This is a genomic window from Paenibacillus agricola (assembly GCF_011440305.1).
GTDB classification, from domain to species: Bacteria; Bacillota; Bacilli; order Paenibacillales; family NBRC-103111; genus Paenibacillus_S; species Paenibacillus_S agricola.
In genome coordinates this window covers 1-15,891 of sequence record NZ_JAAOIW010000039.1, presented here as the reverse complement: position 1 = coordinate 15,891, position 15,891 = coordinate 1, and the positions used below count along the sequence as shown (strand labels likewise).

The 15,891-nt window shown below is 43.5% G+C and carries 14 protein-coding genes and 4 pseudogenes; 11 read left to right on the top strand and 7 right to left on the bottom strand.

All coding sequences use genetic code 11. From position 1 onward, the window contains the following. Both G9U52_RS38040 and G9U52_RS39620 read right to left on the bottom strand, forming a co-directional pair. Window positions 1–301: pseudogene (locus G9U52_RS38040) on the bottom strand (L-dopachrome tautomerase-related protein); the annotation flags it as partial. 194 nt (window positions 302–495) lie between these two features. Then, complete coding sequence (locus G9U52_RS39620) at window positions 496–729, bottom strand: hypothetical protein (RefSeq protein WP_207953468.1); 234 nt, start codon at window positions 727–729, stop codon at window positions 496–498. Window positions 730–852: 123 nt separating this feature from the next. Here G9U52_RS39620 and G9U52_RS42020 point away from each other — a divergent pair. From G9U52_RS42020 to G9U52_RS38015, 5 genes and pseudogenes are all read left to right on the top strand, one after another. Next, window positions 853–1,478, top strand: a pseudogene (locus G9U52_RS42020) (IS66 family transposase). 84 nt (window positions 1,479–1,562) lie between these two features. After that, window positions 1,563–2,192 carry a glutamate ligase domain-containing protein gene (locus tag G9U52_RS38030; protein ID WP_207953467.1) on the top strand — a complete coding sequence of 210 codons (630 nt, stop codon included), beginning with the start codon at window positions 1,563–1,565 and terminating at the stop codon, window positions 2,190–2,192. A gap of 217 nt (window positions 2,193–2,409) precedes the next feature. Next, window positions 2,410–3,218: pseudogene (gene blaOXA, locus G9U52_RS38025) on the top strand (class D beta-lactamase). Between the two features lie 28 nt (window positions 3,219–3,246). Beyond that, window positions 3,247–3,975, top strand: coding sequence for an FHA domain-containing protein (locus G9U52_RS38020; protein ID WP_166158425.1), 729 nt, complete (start codon window positions 3,247–3,249; stop codon window positions 3,973–3,975). 24 nt (window positions 3,976–3,999) lie between these two features. Then, entirely contained in the window at window positions 4,000–6,030 is a 2,031-nt protein-coding gene (locus tag G9U52_RS38015; RefSeq protein WP_166158422.1) for a penicillin-binding transpeptidase domain-containing protein, read from the top strand. Between the two features lie 226 nt (window positions 6,031–6,256). Here the strand turns inward: G9U52_RS38015 and G9U52_RS38010 are convergent, their stop codons facing one another. The 4 genes and pseudogenes from G9U52_RS38010 to G9U52_RS39610 all read right to left on the bottom strand — a co-directional run bounded on the left by G9U52_RS38010 (window position 6,257) and on the right by G9U52_RS39610 (window position 8,691). Continuing rightward, complete coding sequence (locus G9U52_RS38010; RefSeq protein WP_166158419.1) at window positions 6,257–7,405, bottom strand: IS4 family transposase; 1,149 nt, start codon at window positions 7,403–7,405, stop codon at window positions 6,257–6,259. A gap of 320 nt (window positions 7,406–7,725) precedes the next feature. Then, window positions 7,726–7,914 (bottom strand): annotated as a pseudogene (locus G9U52_RS38005) (IS3 family transposase); the annotation flags it as partial. A 79-nt stretch (window positions 7,915–7,993) separates the two neighbouring features. Continuing rightward, on the bottom strand, window positions 7,994–8,296 hold the full coding sequence (locus G9U52_RS39615; protein WP_207953466.1) for a group II intron maturase-specific domain-containing protein: 303 nt from the start codon (window positions 8,294–8,296) through the stop codon (window positions 7,994–7,996). Beyond that, window positions 8,293–8,691 carry a reverse transcriptase domain-containing protein gene (locus G9U52_RS39610; RefSeq protein ID WP_207953465.1) on the bottom strand — a complete coding sequence of 133 codons (399 nt, stop codon included), beginning with the start codon at window positions 8,689–8,691 and terminating at the stop codon, window positions 8,293–8,295. The genes G9U52_RS39615 and G9U52_RS39610 overlap by 4 nt, the downstream gene beginning before the upstream one ends. A 729-nt stretch (window positions 8,692–9,420) precedes the next feature. Between G9U52_RS39610 and G9U52_RS37995 the strand changes: the two genes are divergently transcribed. The 6 genes from G9U52_RS37995 (at window position 9,421) to G9U52_RS37970 (ending at window position 14,557) form a co-directional block, all read left to right on the top strand. After that, complete coding sequence (locus G9U52_RS37995; protein WP_166158416.1) at window positions 9,421–9,849, top strand: hypothetical protein; 429 nt, start codon at window positions 9,421–9,423, stop codon at window positions 9,847–9,849. After that, window positions 9,839–10,477, top strand: a complete 639-nt coding sequence (locus tag G9U52_RS37990) for a phosphoadenosine phosphosulfate reductase family protein (protein ID WP_166158413.1) — start codon at window positions 9,839–9,841, stop codon at window positions 10,475–10,477. The genes G9U52_RS37995 and G9U52_RS37990 overlap by 11 nt, the downstream gene beginning before the upstream one ends. 898 nt (window positions 10,478–11,375) lie before the next feature. Continuing rightward, window positions 11,376–13,232 (top strand): group II intron reverse transcriptase/maturase, encoded by a 1,857-nt coding sequence (ltrA, locus tag G9U52_RS37985; RefSeq protein WP_166158410.1) that lies wholly within the window; start codon window positions 11,376–11,378, stop codon window positions 13,230–13,232. Window positions 13,233–13,354: 122 nt separating this feature from the next. After that, a complete protein-coding gene (locus G9U52_RS37980) occupies window positions 13,355–13,492 on the top strand; it encodes a hypothetical protein (protein ID WP_166158407.1) in 138 nt (45 codons plus the stop codon). 111 nt (window positions 13,493–13,603) lie between these two features. After that, on the top strand, window positions 13,604–13,846 hold the full coding sequence (locus G9U52_RS37975) for a type II toxin-antitoxin system HicB family antitoxin (RefSeq protein WP_207953464.1): 243 nt from the start codon (window positions 13,604–13,606) through the stop codon (window positions 13,844–13,846). Window positions 13,847–14,041: 195 nt separating this feature from the next. Beyond that, the gene (locus tag G9U52_RS37970) at window positions 14,042–14,557 is read left to right on the top strand and encodes a hypothetical protein (RefSeq protein ID WP_166158404.1); all 516 of its coding nucleotides are present in this window, start codon (window positions 14,042–14,044) and stop codon (window positions 14,555–14,557) included. Between the two features lie 799 nt (window positions 14,558–15,356). Here G9U52_RS37970 and G9U52_RS37965 read toward each other — a convergent pair. After that, complete coding sequence (locus G9U52_RS37965; protein WP_166158401.1) at window positions 15,357–15,704, bottom strand: hypothetical protein; 348 nt, start codon at window positions 15,702–15,704, stop codon at window positions 15,357–15,359. Window positions 15,705–15,891 lie beyond the last annotated feature (187 nt).

Here is a 15,891-nt window from a genome sequence, read left to right as displayed (position 1 = left end):
CCCAAAGTGTTCCCCTTCCATCAGCAATTACACTTTGAACACTTATGAAAGACATTGTGATATTCCATGGGTTTACCAAATTGGTTTCCATACTAGGATAAGGTTGCAATGTATCCCCAACAATTTCCGCCACCGTAAATCTAACGTCATCTCCCCATTTCGGAAAGCAAATGAAAATACGCCCGGTTTCTGATACACTAACGCCTGTAGGCATAGCCCCATAAAATGAATAAACGAGCTCTAACTTACCGAAATATTCTTCAATAGGTAACATAGGTTTTATGATATCCTCCCCCAACATATTTGAATGGATATTACCTATATATGTTAAAAACCTTTTCTAATGCCTGGCTCTTAATGATTTTTTTCTAACCGAAACGTAGTTTCAATGGTTTGTTTTCGCTTTCAAATTAAAACTAACCGTATTGGGTAAAGTGACCCGTTAGTGAAGTCACGCTTGAAGCAAATTTCAAGCGATAATGAACCTAACTCCATTCATGCTTCTATTTCCATGCTTATGACTGCATAACTGCTTCTGTCATTTTCCGCATAATAGTTTACAGTTGTTGTTTGGATTTGCCTTAGGAATTCCTCTGTAACCAAAGGATTTCGGTTTAGGGTTTGTGACAAGAGCTGCCTATTCTTATCGATAACAACGGCAAATTGGTTGCTTTGTAAAATTCCAATTCCATTTTTTGTTGACGATATCCCTGCTATCCATATTTTCAATAATACCCCTTTCAGGCTTGCCGCTCTTCTTTGCCACTCCACTTGAGCTTTAGCTGAAAGCGTTTCAAGACGGTTGTAGAATGGACCCTGTTAGGCGTGCACCCTAAACGCGGAAGCCAGGCAATGGATGAACTTGGATTCTTCCCCTTCTATACAGGGACCGTCGTTCATGACTGCTTGCCTGCCTACTTCAAAGAGATCTATTCCTTTGATCATGCGCTTTGCAACGCGCATTTGTTACGCGAATGCCAAGGGATCGCGGAACATGATGGCCATGAGTGGGCAATTCAGATGAAAGAGCTGTTGCAAGAGAGTTGGAAGCTCGCCCAGTCCTCTCGTCAAGAAGATATCCCCCTGCCTAAAGATGTGATTGAAGGGATGAAAGATCGGTACGATGACATTCTTGAGAGCGGTAAGACCGAGTGGGAGAAAGATGCCGTTCGAGCTAAGACCGGTCTGAGAGGCCGAAAAATAAAGAGCAAAGCCGCCAACCTGGGAGAGCGATTCCTGATTCATAAAGGTCGATTATCCGGTTTCTTTGGGCTGACCACATCCCGTTTGACAACAATCAGGCAGAACGTGATTTGCGTATGGTTAAAGTCAAACAGAAGGTTTCCGGCTCGTTCCGCACGGAGTCAGGTGCAAAAAACTTTGCAAGAATGCGCAGTGTGATTTCGACGCTCCTAAAACAACAACTTCCCATACTCTCCTCGCTAACCAATGCTCTTCGTAGCCAATTCAGTTTTTAGATCACCTAAGTAGTAACAAAAACCGACTTCAACCGGGTCGTTCATTTTGGCACTGATGAATCAAATGATTATTACGTCAGTTCCATGGAACAAGAAGATGTAAAGACTTTGTTTACAACAAATCGATCCACGGAGCCATATTGTATCCCGATAATCGGTAAACATAATGTTGTCAATGCACATGCCTCCGTAGCAGTCTGTGAATTGCTTTTGGTTCCTGAAGCCCATATAAAAAGTGGATTAGAGGGACTGAAGCTGACTGGAATGAGAATGGAACAGGTGAAGGTAAAAGACGGATTCACGTTGATAAACGATGCATGGAATGCAAGCCCGGCTTCCATGAAGGCTGCTATTGAGACTTTTGAGGCGCTGAGGGGATATTCCCGCAAATTTATAATATTAGGTGACATGCTCGAACTGGGAGATCGTGAAAAGGAATATCATCAGGAAATAGGACAAATGATTGATCCTAATAAAATCGATTATGTCTTTACCATTGGTGAGCTAGGAAAGGAAATAGCATGGGGGGTCCAAAAGAAGTTTAAGGATGATGAGCGTGTTAAAGTGTTTCAGGATAAGAAAAATGTCGCTCAAGAAATACGCTTACTTGTTGGGCCACAGGATGTTGTTATGGTGAAGGGCTCCAGAGGGATGCAATTAGAAGAAATTATTAGGCAATTGTCTTGCAATGGACCGTTTCCCGACGAGGGGTGACGGTTTTTTTATTTACTAAAAGTACACTTTAATCACGAAAATGTCAGCAAGCTGTGATCGATTGTCTATTTAACTGGGTGCCTAATTCTGTTATATTAATTCTTTAAGCTGTATGCATGAACAACTATGATCTCTGATCACAATGATCATATAAACAAAGGGGAAATCATTCTTGAATACATACAAACGGTTCATCGCGGGGTTACTGCTGCTCTCAATGGTTGCCGGCTGCTCCAGTCCCGCCGCTGTCGATACGAAATTGCAACAGGGTGAAGCGGATAAAGGAGATAAGCCGCAGACAGAACAATTGGACAGTTCGAAAATGAATGTTGACAAGTACTTTCCCAATAAGGAAGGGACATTTGTTTTACGGGAATTGCGTACGGGCCAAACTTTTATAAGTAACGAGGAGCGGGCCAAGAAACCTCAGCCTCCGGAGTCAACATTTAAAATTGTTAATGCTTTAATCGGGCTGCAGGTAGGGGCTGTAAAAGACGAGTATGAGGTAAAGCGCTGGGACGGCGTCAAGAGAACCAGGGAGGAGTGGAATCAAGACCACACTTTAGGATCTGCTATGCAAGCTTCGGCAGTATGGTACTATCAGGCTATGGCGCGCGATATTGGCAAGGAGCGTATGCAGGAATGGTTAAATAAGCTAAACTACGGGAACAAGGATATTTCCGCAGGCATCGATAAATTTTGGCTGAACAGCTCGTTAAAGATTTCGCCTCTTGAGGAGGTTGAGTTCCTCAGCCTTTTGGTTCAGGAAAAGCTTCCTTTAGATAAAAAAATATGAAGACCGTTAAACGGATGCTGATTCAAGAGGAGCGGGGTAATTATACACTCTACGGAAAAACGGGAACAAGGAATAATCCTCCAGCAGGGTGGTTTGTTGGTTTTGTCGAAAATATTAGTCAGACGTATGTTTTTGCCGCCAATATAGACGGACAGGGAACGGTTACACCGCAAAAAGTAAAAGATCTGGCAACCGATATCTTAAAGGAATACAGCATTATCGAGCCTTAATAAAGGGTCGTATAAAGGAGTTAAGCATATGATCGATCAAGATGTGTATATGACTATCAATCAGGGCGAAAATGGCTTGAAGGAAAAGCCGTGCTACCTGATGAAACAGGAAACGGTTATCGGGCGTGTGTGGGAACAGGTAGTCCCTGACATTCAATTTGCCAGCTCTTATATATCCAGAAAGCATGCTGTCGTTGTTACAGAAAATGATCGTTTCTTTATTATTGATCTGAAGAGCAAGCATGGAACCCGGGTCAACCATACGGCTATTGGCAATAATAAGCCTTTTTTACTTCATGATGGCGATATCATAAGTTTGGCTAGAGGGGTTGCCGTGCTTACCTTCCATAATGCCAACGAAAAGCGTATCGGGGATACACTGGAATTTCCGCTTCTAAGCGATGAAGACATGGAAGACCATCACGGCCTGTTTGTGAATATGGACAGGAGGGAGATCATGATTGACGGTGTGCAGATTTACTTGTCCAGTAAGGATACCGAGTTGTTCGGCCTGCTGTATCAAATGGCTAACTCCGCCGTGAGCTATGATGAAATCCGAACGAACATCTGGCCTGAAAGAGCAGCTAATAAAATTGGCAACATTCCTGATGTTGGCCGCGAAGAGGTCACTACCTTGGTATACCGATTGCGCAAAAAGCTGGCCAAATACGGCCAATATATCATTTCCGTGCCTCGCTACGGCTACATGCTGGATTTGCAGCAGATGCTGCCCAATCTTCGCGACTACAAAGCTTAACACGAACGGAAGGAGATACAGCGCATGAAAAAGTTAGTTCTGATAGGCCTGTTCCTTTTAATAGTTTGCGGCTGTCGCAACGAACAGCCTGTACCTAAAGCAATGACGTCCGAGCAGGTCTTTGATTCTTATCTGGCTGCTTGGCAAGAAGGACAATATGAAGCGATGTATACGATGCTGTCAACGGATTCCAAAACCAGGCTGTCGCAGGAGCAGTTCGTCAAGCGGTACTCTTCCATATATGAGGGAATCGGGATGGACCAGTTACATATCGAGAAGGCAGCTATTCCAGCTCCATCCAAGTCAATTCCCCTTTCAGCGGATCAAGCGGCTTATGCTTACCACGCTTCGCTTTTGACGCTTGCAGGTCCTATCGACTTCACTAATCAAGCAACATTAACCAAAGAAAACCCCGACTCGGATTGGAGGGTCGCCTGGAACCCTTCTCTCATTTTCCCTGCCATGCGGGACAACGATAAAGTTACAGTACGTATCTCGAAAGCGATGCGCGGTGAAATATACGACCGGAACGGGCAGGGGCTGGCAATCAATGATACCGTGAACATCCTTGGATTGGCCGCTGAACGGTTGGGGGCTGATGCCGAGAAGACCATTCAGGCGGTCGCGCAATATTTAGGGCTAACTTCGGAAGACGTTAACAAAAAATTAAAGGCGTCCTGGGTGAAGCCCGGTAATTTTGTACCTATCGGGCCTGCCGACAGTAAGGGAGTTATGGCTTTTCAATACATGGAGGGTGTCACCTTTCAGCCCAAAAGGATCCGCGCCTACCCACTTGGCGAGGCGGCGGCCCATTTGACCGGCTATGTTCAAGGAATTAACGCGGAGGAGCTGGCCAAGCTGAAGGGTTTGGGCTATGGCACGGATGACCAACTGGGCAAAGCAGGGCTGGAGCAGTTGTTCGAGAAAAGCTTAAAGGGCCAGGATGGAGCCCGTATCGTCATCATCGATGAAAATGGGGCCACCCGTGAAACGCTGGCACTTAAGGATATGGTGCCGGGAGAGAATGTCCAGACAACAATTGATAGCGAGCTGCAATGGGCGATTTACGAGCAGTATCAAGGAGATGCGGGAACTGCCTCTGCTTTACAGCCGCAGAGCGGTGAAATATTGGCATTGGTCAGCAGCCCTGCGTACGACCCTAATCTTTTTGTAACGGGGGTGTCGGCTGAGCAGTGGACCAAGTGGAATAGCGACCCCGGTATTCCGCTGCTTAACCGATTTACAAAACTGTACGCTCCGGGCTCGATCTTTAAAACCGTGACAGCGGCGGTTGGCTTGAACGCAGGTATTTCTTCTCCGGATACCATCAGAAATATTCAAGGCTTATACTGGACGAAGGATGCTTCGTGGGGCAATTATTATGTAACGCGCGACCGGGATGTGGCCAGTGAAAATTTGCGCGACGCTCTGGTCCACTCGGACAATATATTTTTTGCTCAGGAAGCGCTTGCTATGGGAAAGGATACGTTCTATAAGGGTGCATATAAGTTCGGTTTTGGAGAGCTGCTGCCGCTACCGTATCCGTTTCCGCGTTCCAGTCTGGCCAATCAGGGGATAAACAGCGACATCCAGCTTGCGGATTCAGCATACGGACAAGGTGAGGTCCAGATGAGTCCGCTTCATGTAGCACTGGCTTATACGCCTATTATTAATCAAGGCGATGTGGTTGCGCCCGTATTGGTGAAAGCCGCCTCTAATCCGACGGACACCATATGGAAGCGGGATGTCATTCGACCGGAGATTGCCGAGATTGTGCGTCAAGATCTCGTGGAGGCGGTGCGGAACCCGAAGGGCTTTGCGCATGGCGCTTACATTGCAGGTATGAACATCGCAGGCAAGACAGGTACAGCGGAATTGAAAAAGAAGAAGGGTGAGGACGGGCTGGAGAACGGTTGGTTCATCGAGTTCGATGCAAGCCGTAGGCAACTAATGCTCACAATGATGGTTGAGGATGTGAAAAAACGGGGTGGCAGCGGGTATGTGGTAGCCAAAGCGAAAAAGGTATTTCTCAAATACGGCAAGAAAACTTGGTGAATAGGCTGGGAAGGTACCGATCAGCTCATTCGCTTCTACCCATGCTAACAACTATCGATTCCTTGTTGTGTCCTTTTAGAGCTTGCTTTTCCCGAGAAGCTTCTTACCAGAGGTTTGTCGTCATCGTCCTAGACTTGATGCAGCGTTCCGACCATTTGGGGACGATTTCCATTATTCGGGATCTCTCCCTGAACCCGAACGACGAACTGCTACGAAACCTGGGACCCTATTTTTCGGTTAAGGTAAAAAAACTGTTTAAAGACGCCAAATACACATATATATCCAACACCCTAGCTATAGCGATACTCCATTCAACTTGCAACTGATCATCCCGAATCTGTTCTTTAAATCGAATCAGTGGTATGGACCTGCAAGAAATAACGAATGATTTGGCATGCGTGTACAACCATTTTAGGACCACGTAGGTCATGAGCGCAGCAAAAATTTGATTGAACACTGCATTTTTGGTGGTACCAAATAAGACAGGCACATTCAGGTTTTGCTTGATCCATCTGAAGAACACTTCAATACCCCAGCGTGCTTTATAAGCATCTGCAATTTGCTCAGCCGACAGATGCATCAGATTGGTTGCCACCCGTATTTCATTCCCATGGCTGTCTGTGAATACAACGACGCGATGGCGAAGTGTTGACTGACACTGGGGTGTTCCTAGATAACAAGTGATATCCCGACTTACCGGTGAAGTCTCGGATGCCATTCGATTCAAGGAATGTGGAGTTACCAAGGTCACATTCTCTTTGATACGGGTCACGAAATATTGCTTATCTAGGACGTATTGATCAAATCGTTTAATCTTGCCATACGCGCGATCATTGACTAGGATATAGGCTTTGTTGGCAAGCTGCTCCCCAATCGGTCCATCATGAGCCGTCCCGATGGTCTCGGTAACTTGGACGGGTTGCTCGGTAGCCGCATGGAGTGCAACGTGAAGCTTGATTCCTGCACGGTTTCCGTGGAATAACGCCCAAGGAAGACGTGTCTTACCCACCGTAATGGTTGTCGAGTCCACTAACAGAAGCTCATTGGGCAGTTGTAATCGACGCTTGGTTTCGCGATTGCATCTGGAAATCAGCAAGTGAAATAAACGCTTGAATAACGCATAGGGTACTTCGCCCGCTTTGGAAGAGAAAGTGGAATAACAGACGGGAGCCAAGCCGCAAGACGCCGCTTTGCCAACTCCCGAACGATAGCCATCCCATTGACCTAAAGCGGCGTTCATAAAGAATAAGAGCAACTGATGTGCTGTAAATTTACGTGCCATATCTTCAAAGTTCAGCTCGTTAAGAATGTGTTGCACATCTTCTTCTTTCAGAAGAGTTTGAATAAGGTTTGTAAACGTGGTAGACTTTTTCATGAGGTCGCCTCTTTCAAATCGTGTTGTGTGGTGCAAACGATTTTACAGAAAGAGCGACCTTTTTTCAATTTATAGATTCCTTATTTTGGTTAATCAACAGGCGTGTAAAATTATGTTAGATGTTTCAGGTCTTTATCGATACTAAAATAATGTTGCTGATCACCCTTCTTATATGTAATAATTGAAGATGTAAATAGCTTGATATCGGAAAAAGTCGGTCCTAGTTTCTTGGGATCGACTTTTTTCGTTTTTAGTCTGTTAAATTGATTTACCCTTAAGTGGACCTCTGTCAATAGATTGGACACAAAGAATCGAGAAAGTTACAAGGCTTTACGGTACGTACGTTCGTACTGATCTGGCGTTGAATAGCCAATAGACGAATGAATTCGTTTGCGATTGTAGAAGTATTCGATGTATTCAAAAAGTTCACGGTAGGCTTGTCGTCGAGTCTTGAATTTCTCTAAATAAATGAGTTCTTTTTTCAGGATGCTATGAAAGGATTCGATGCAGGGGTGAGTAGCCCGAGGGAGTTACACCCTCAGGCTCTCTCAGAACCGGACTTGAACCTCTCAGCTCATCCGGCTCCCATTATCCAGCCCAACTTAGATAGTTCTTCTCCCATTGAACGAAGAGTGCCGGTTCTCGCTTTGCGATCTGGCTAAGCCAATCCAGTGCTCGTTTGCGCCGCTTACTGAACCTTTTGTACTTTCTCATCGCCCAGTTCATCAACGCTCGATTCATGCGTCGGTATACCGAATGCATTTCCGCTTTGTAGTAGCGCCCATAGTAGTTAACCCAACCTCTTAACACAGGATTGAACATCTTTGACAGGTCTTCCAACGTCTTTTCCGACTTTAATTGAATCCTCCATGTCCGAATGGTTTGCCTCATGGCCTTCTTTGCTGAATTTTGCTTGCACCCGGAATGAAGCTGATGAAGTAAGTTCCTTCCCGATTCTTGGCTCTGCGCGGTCGGAATGTATATCCTAGAAAATCGAACGCAATCTCACTGTGATCCAATCGACGATTATCATCTTTACAATAGACGATGCGTGTCTTCACCGGATGCAACTCCAACCCACATTCCCTCAGCCGTTCTTCAAGTTCCGCTTTCAGCTGCTCTGCTGCCATTTTGCTGTGGCAGTGGATGACTGCATCATCTGCATATCTCCGATGTGTTACACCATTCGGATCGAGGCAGCCAGTATGCCTCGGTTGATTAATTGATATTTCGCAAACGATTGGGTAATACCGTATTACCCTTACAAAAACCAGTATGTTGAACATGGAAAGACAATTTAGAGCACTCTCAACACTGAGGGTGCTCTTTATGTTTTTATTAGCATAGGAATTGAGACTTGAAATGGTGAAGGTATATTAAACACAAATGATCTATCGAAAGAGTTAGCTAAACCTGGAATGTCGAGGTAAATATGCTGATGAGGTTTTTTTCAAGCCGGTTTGGGATCATGCTACCACTATTTATTTGCGACAAACTGTTTATGAGGGTGAGAATATATATGCTACGAACATTAAGTTTGAGATAATTTACACCACAGCTAATTTTGAAACTTTCAGCTACAGCTTCAAAATAACGAAGAAGAACAAGTACAAGGAGCGACTCAAAAAGAAATACCTTGGATTCATTTGGGTCACGAAGGTGCGTTACTTTCAAAATACATTCTACAGTTTCGAGAACGTTGGAAGTAACAAAAAGAGTAAGGAAGAAGAAAAGAAAGATAGATAAAGGAAGGTAGATATTTTAGTCAACTCGAGATGTTATTTAACCCCAAATATTGACGAATAATGGGGAATATGATACATATAATGTATTAAGATTTCTACTGATTTTCTTTGTCGTTGATGAATCGACAAAGAAGGAGCTATTGCCGGTCATTTTCCGGATCATACATATTGTAGGGCTTATTAAGCCATGGAGACCATAGACACCATTAGCAGGTGTCTTTTTGTGTTTCCATGGCTTTTTCTATGCCCAAAAGAGGAGGAAATAGATTGGTGGCTACATCTGGATACAAAGCAAATGTCCATTACTACCTACAAAAAGATTGCTGGAGCATTCACTATCGTTCTTGTTGCTACCAAGGTCAGTATGTCATTATCGAAGGCTCTTGGAGTACAGAGATAAAACCTAATCGCAAAAGCAATCCGCGTGGGTGGGTGACTGCACGTTCGAACCAGATCACATTCTTTTGTGCCGAGGAAGCCCATTTACCTCAGTACAGTATATTGTTAGCAGCAGCTGAACGCCGTAAAGGTGAACAATTGAGGTATAACAAGGTTAGTATGACTTTTAACCTAGAAAGAGGCTATAGCGGCTTATTATTTGCTCCTGGTGCTGCGTACGATCTTCATCCACATCAGAGCTCTGATGTCGATCTCTTTTCCTTTTTTGAAGGAAAGGAGGATGTAATCCATGCCAGTTGATGTTGGTAATAAAACATCCGTTCAAACCGTAGAGAAGTATGTGCTACCCATACTGCCACCCGAGATGCTGCCGCTCCACGAATACGATGAAGTTCATGTTTGTGTTTCTGGAGGGGTCGATAGTGTAGTTACAGCTCTTTTAGCCTTGCACGGTTATCATATCCCGAAACATAAGATCAAACTTAGGGATGTTTATAATAAATGGGTTCGCCAATTCAATGATATTAAAATCTTGCTTTTAACTGGAGAGCGTTCTGAAGAATCGACCGAGCGAGCGGAGAAGCCTGTTTTTAAGATTCATTCTGCGCAGGCGACTGGTAGGAAGAATCGAATCCTTCACTGGCTTAAACCGATCAAAGACATGCTCAAATTCCAAGTGCGGGAGCTGGTCGCCGAATACGGTATCGAGTTGCACCCATGCTACGAATGGGTATCACGCTGCTCATGCAAGTTTTGCATCTTTAATACTTCTGGGGAAATGCAGCGGACATCAAAGCTGTATCCTGATGATTGGGAGTATTTAAAGAAAATGGAACTTGACCTAGGGCATACGATGAAAAGTAAAAAGGGCAAATCTTTTGCTCTTGGCGCTTTCATAAAGGATGACCAGATCCCACTCTTCGATTGAGTAATAAAATAGGAATTTGGAATTGAACTGTGATGGAGAAATTAAAACTTATAACATTAGGAGTGATAATAATGAGCACGAGTGTATTTAAGGAGAAAGCCGTACAAACAATTAATCCAGAATTAATACATCGGATGGAAGAAATCGTACAGCAATTTGTCGTTCAATCAAAATTTCACTCTGATTTTTACGTGAACGATATGAAAGCTATGGAGTCCTGCAGTACTTTCGCTTGGTATGTCTACGATTGTGGGAGTTCGACCTGTTAAGCAGCTTTTCTAACATTTAGCATTATTCCGCTAAATGGTTCAGTGCGCTTATGCGTCATCCTAGTTGCATGGGATGTCCTCACCCAAAACGGCTGGTTTGGTAACGAACCTGTTCGGTTGCAAGAGGGAAAGCCTTAATATGCTTCTAGCGTCAAGGAGGCTATTAGGGCAAGAGGAAAGATGGTACACCTAGGGTATTTATATCTTTGGTTGAGGGCTAACGTTAGTGAACTTTCTTAAGCATCGTCATCGTAGATTATGGTAAGACGCTGATACCATAAATAGGGGTCGGATGTTAACTTTCCGCATTGGCATCCATGCAACGAACAATCCCCTCGGTGTAGTGAAAGGGCCCTACCCATCTGTATCTGAACAAAGCTGAACTGGTTAAGCCCGTTGTGTGTCCTAACTCAGACCCATGAGAAGGTAAGTCAACCGCAAGGGAGACTGAATTCCACAGCGGGTAAAGGATGCGAGATAAAGCAAAAGCCACCATATCGAAAGATAACGGGAATAGAATAACCGGGTGGATAGTGCCTCTTGGTACACCTGAAAAGGAGCAGAATTCTCGCTGGTGTCTAACTTGGTGAAAACGAAAAGGAAAATCCTAATAATGGAGGTAATGTGCGATGTCACACCTCGCAACTCTTAATGCGAAGTCCGCTGTACCTCCAGTTGTTAATTGGGATTCCGTCAAATGGCGGAAACTCGATAAGCAAGTTAGGAGGATCCAACAGCGGATCTACCAAGCCGAAATTCTTGGTCAAAAGCGTAAAATACGTAATCTCCAAAGACTTCTTATCAGAAGCCAGGCAGCACTACTTTTGTCCATCCGGCGTGTGACCCAAATTAACAAAGGGAAGCGCACCGCAGGTGTCAACGGAATGAAGGTTTTGACACCCAAAGAGAGGGTGGCACTATACAACAAGATGAGGACTATGAATATCAACATGCATAGACCTCAACCCGCACTCAGAACCTACATACCTAAGAAGAACGGCAAACTTCGTCCGTTAGGCATTCCGGTCATCATCGACAGGATATACCAGAACATTGCTAAGATTGCTCTTGAACCTCAATGGGAGGCTCGTTTTGAACCATGCTCTTACGGATTCAGACCAAAACGAAGTGCTCATGATGCAATCAAAGCTATTTGGAACAAATGCAATGGGAAAACGAACAAAGTGTGGGTCTTCGAGGGTGACTTTAAGGGATGCTATGACAATCTTAACCACAGTTTCATTAAGTCCCAGATCAGCCAATTCCCCGCTTCTAATGCGATCTTGAGATGGCTGGAAGCTGGTTATATTGACAACGGGTTGTTCAATGAAACCGTGTCGGGAACCCCACAAGGGGGCATTATTTCCCCTTTACTGGCTAACATTGCCCTACACGGTCTTGAAGAAGCTGCCGGCGTAAAATACAGACGGAAGCTCTTAAAGAAACAAGGTGAGGTTTTCCAAGCAACAACACCCACAGTAGCCGTTAGATATGCTGATGACTTCGTTATTCTATGTGAAACAAAGGTACAAGCAGAAAGTATGTATGAGAACCTTAAACCATACTTGAACGCCCGTGGTCTTGAACTCGCATTGGATAAGACGAAAATCATACACCTGTCGGAAGGTTTTGATTTCTTAGGGTTCAACATCCGCAGATACGGTAAAACGACCCTTGTAAAACCTAGCCGGGAAAGCAAGAAAAAGGCGAAGGAGAAAATCCGCGAAGTCTTCAAAGGCAAACACGGTAAGAATGTAGGGGCTCTAATTGCTAGTCTAAACCCTATAATTACGGGTATTGCTAACTACTGGAACAAGGCAAATTCTAAGGAAGCCATGGGTGAGATGGATAACTACATTACTCAATCAGCCATTCGGTTTATTAGACGCCTTCATCCATTGAAGAGGCTCACTTGGAGATACGAACAGTACTTCAAAGATCATTTCGCAGGAATCAGTAAGGACAGATGGATTTTAACTGATCCTCGTCACCCTGAACTCCAGCTCGTCAAAATGGCTTGGACGCCTATAGTTGAACACAATCTTATCAAGTTCAACAATACTCCGTTCAATCGTGACTTAATGGAATATTTTGAACATCGTGATATAAGAACGTTCAACTCGAACAATAACGGCTTCAAGCTAAAACTTGCAAAGAAACAAAAGTATGTATGCCCGTTCTGTGACAAATCCCTTGCCGATAACTCAGAAGGCTTAGAGGTACATCATAAGATACCTAGAGCCCAAGGGGGAGCAACTACGGTGGCGAACTGCTGGCTTATGCATAACTCCTGCCACATTGCATATCACCGTAGATTTCCCGTAAAAGGACGCAACCCGTCCCAGAAGGAGATACAAAGTGCGAAAAGGCTCTATATAAAAAACTTATTGATAGAGTCAACTTACGGCGATGCGAATTTCGAATCTCTCGTAAGGAACTTTGAGCCAAGAAAAGTAAGACAGACGCTTGAGCCGTATGTTCGGTAACGGACACGTACGGTTCTTAGGGGGGAAAGGGATGGTAACATCCCTGACCTACCCGACCCCACTTCGTTCCTTTAAACGATATGAGGTCAGTTATTACGTTTCAACGTGATTGGATCACCAATATGAAAGATCTCAAGCAAACTAAAAAGGCAAGAGACACGGATCGCCTTTATGTCTGCAACACCAATTCAGGTGATTTAAAACGTGTATATGGATTTGAAGAGGGCAATTTAGTTGAACAATTAAAAGCAGTTGTTTAGCATGGAAGCCTTGAGAAGAATGAAAGCGGACTAACGCTTTTATTCTTTGATTAGGTTGTCCATAGTGGCAGCTTTCAAAAATTTGAATATAGATTCCAGGGAGGACTTATTATGACGATCCAGAATATGAATTTTCAAGTAATGTACGAAGAAGACAAGGCTGAGGGCAATGTTACAGCCTATGTGCCTGCTCTAAGACTTGGTGTTAAAGGTGACACTATTGAAGAAGCACGTGACAATGTAAAAGATATGATTGAAATGGAGCTCGAAGCCGCGCAAAAGCAAGGGCGATCCATCCCTTACGACACAGCGACCATAGAATTCATCACAGTTAGCATAAAAGTGGAAAATTAGCATGAATTAAAGTGATTATTCGCTTGATATTTACCTTCCATTTATGATAAATTTATACAAGTAAATAAACCGAATAGAGTACCCAGTTCTTTTTTAAAGGACAGGCACAGAGGAAGCACCTCTCATCAGCCATTCATGGCAGGGAGAAGTGCTTCCTTTTTTTATCCCATTTTTTTACAAGGAGGAGTTAAATTTATGAAACAAGTTTTGGCAATGGATGGCTTACTGGGAGAATTACAGGGCAAGGTAAAGGATTACTACCGGTCAATTCATGGGTTAGTAATTGGTGAATCTGGGCGCGAGGCTACTGTCAATTTTTTTAAGTATGGGGGTATTCAGGCCAAATATTCAATACACGCCGTTTTTACCGGTGTTTCTAGCCAATTCATCGTCATGCTCTCAAACGGTAAATCAGGTATAGGTTCGCTTGTCATTTACGAAGGTAATTGGAGCAGTACCTTGGCGATGAGTGCTGCTTCCCGCTCCGTATCCGCATGCTTCCCATCTGCAGTTGACCGAGAGCATAGAGGTATACTATACGAACTTGGTAAAATGATGTATATCGTTTTAACAGAATTTGATACTCAGAGCATTGAGAAAACCAATAATGGAAGCATGGCTGTTATATTAACAATAGACCAGTATAAAGTTCTGACCGACTTCGAGTGGATCGAGGACATCATGGAAAAGTGCTCCGAAAACGAGAATTAATGGAAGGTTCTTCGCCATTCTTCGCCATCTGAAACTAAGGCTCATAGGTGAATTTGCCATATTTGCAGTAACAACTAAGGAAGCCTCTAATTAGTGATAATAAAGAATTAGACTGGGATTCCTTATCCACCAAGAAATCCCAATCATGCTATCGACTAGATATTAATAAATAGTTTAGATTCATTGTTGAGCGGGCACGATCAAATCGCGATGTGTGAATTGGCTTAACGCCTCTTCGCTCGGCCAGTTAGCCTATCATGCCCGCCCCAGCCACACGACAATTGTGTTTTCGCGCTACATCCTGCTCGCTTGGCAGCATCGGCAAAGTACCGGCCTCATCGCTTATTATTACAAGCATCTCTTTGTTGCTGGCAGCCGCACTGACTTTTTGTTCTGTGAAAATAAAGTATTAGACCGAAAATTATCATGACCTAAACTTAAGAAAATCAAATAAAATAAAGGGTTCCACATATTATGCATGACTAATATGTGGAACCCTTTATGATTAACTATCGTTTCCGTTAGCTCAACACCTGAACTCATAATATAACTCCATACAGCCATATACTTTAATAAAAATTACTATTTCGGAGAGGTGTTTTTTATTGAATATTGTAGGTGTATCAAAAGTTCCAGGGGTTGACGGTAAGATTGTGGCTTTAATATTCCTAGGAATAATGATTTGCGTAATGATTGATATTTGGAGTAAGAAAAAATAAATGTTGTTTTACTCCTGCAACATAAAAGTTCAAACGCCCAGGCTACCGAGTTTATCACAAACCTTTGCTATGAAGAGGGATTAATTAGAGTTATTTTCAGGGTAGTTGAATAATGGAAATAACGGATAAAATAACAAGTTGCTTACATAAATCACCATTAGGAATCCAATTAAAGTGCCTAAGCAAAGAAAAATAATGCTGTGTACTTTGTTTTTTATCCAACCTAAAGAATAGCCAATAGCCAAAGTTAATGGTATAAAAGTTAAACCAACTGTCAGTTGCCCTATTGAAAAACTTGCTAAAAAACTGAAAATATAAATTCCGATAGCAGAAATCCAGTAAAGTTGATACTTACCTTTGATAGCAAAAAATGATGACACAATTGCTACAATCAAGGCAGAAAATGCGATTACAGAAAAAATCGGCATATTATTCCTCCTCCCTCATTACCATTATTTTATCATGACCTCCATATCCCTTGTTAAACAAATCTGCCCGTCCCTCGGTTTTAAGGGTTTATCTCGCATATACTCACTCATTCGCAGGATTTCGTCGCCTTGGAAAACAGTTGCTGCTTGGAAAGTACGCTCATTAGACATCATTAGACACCGTTAT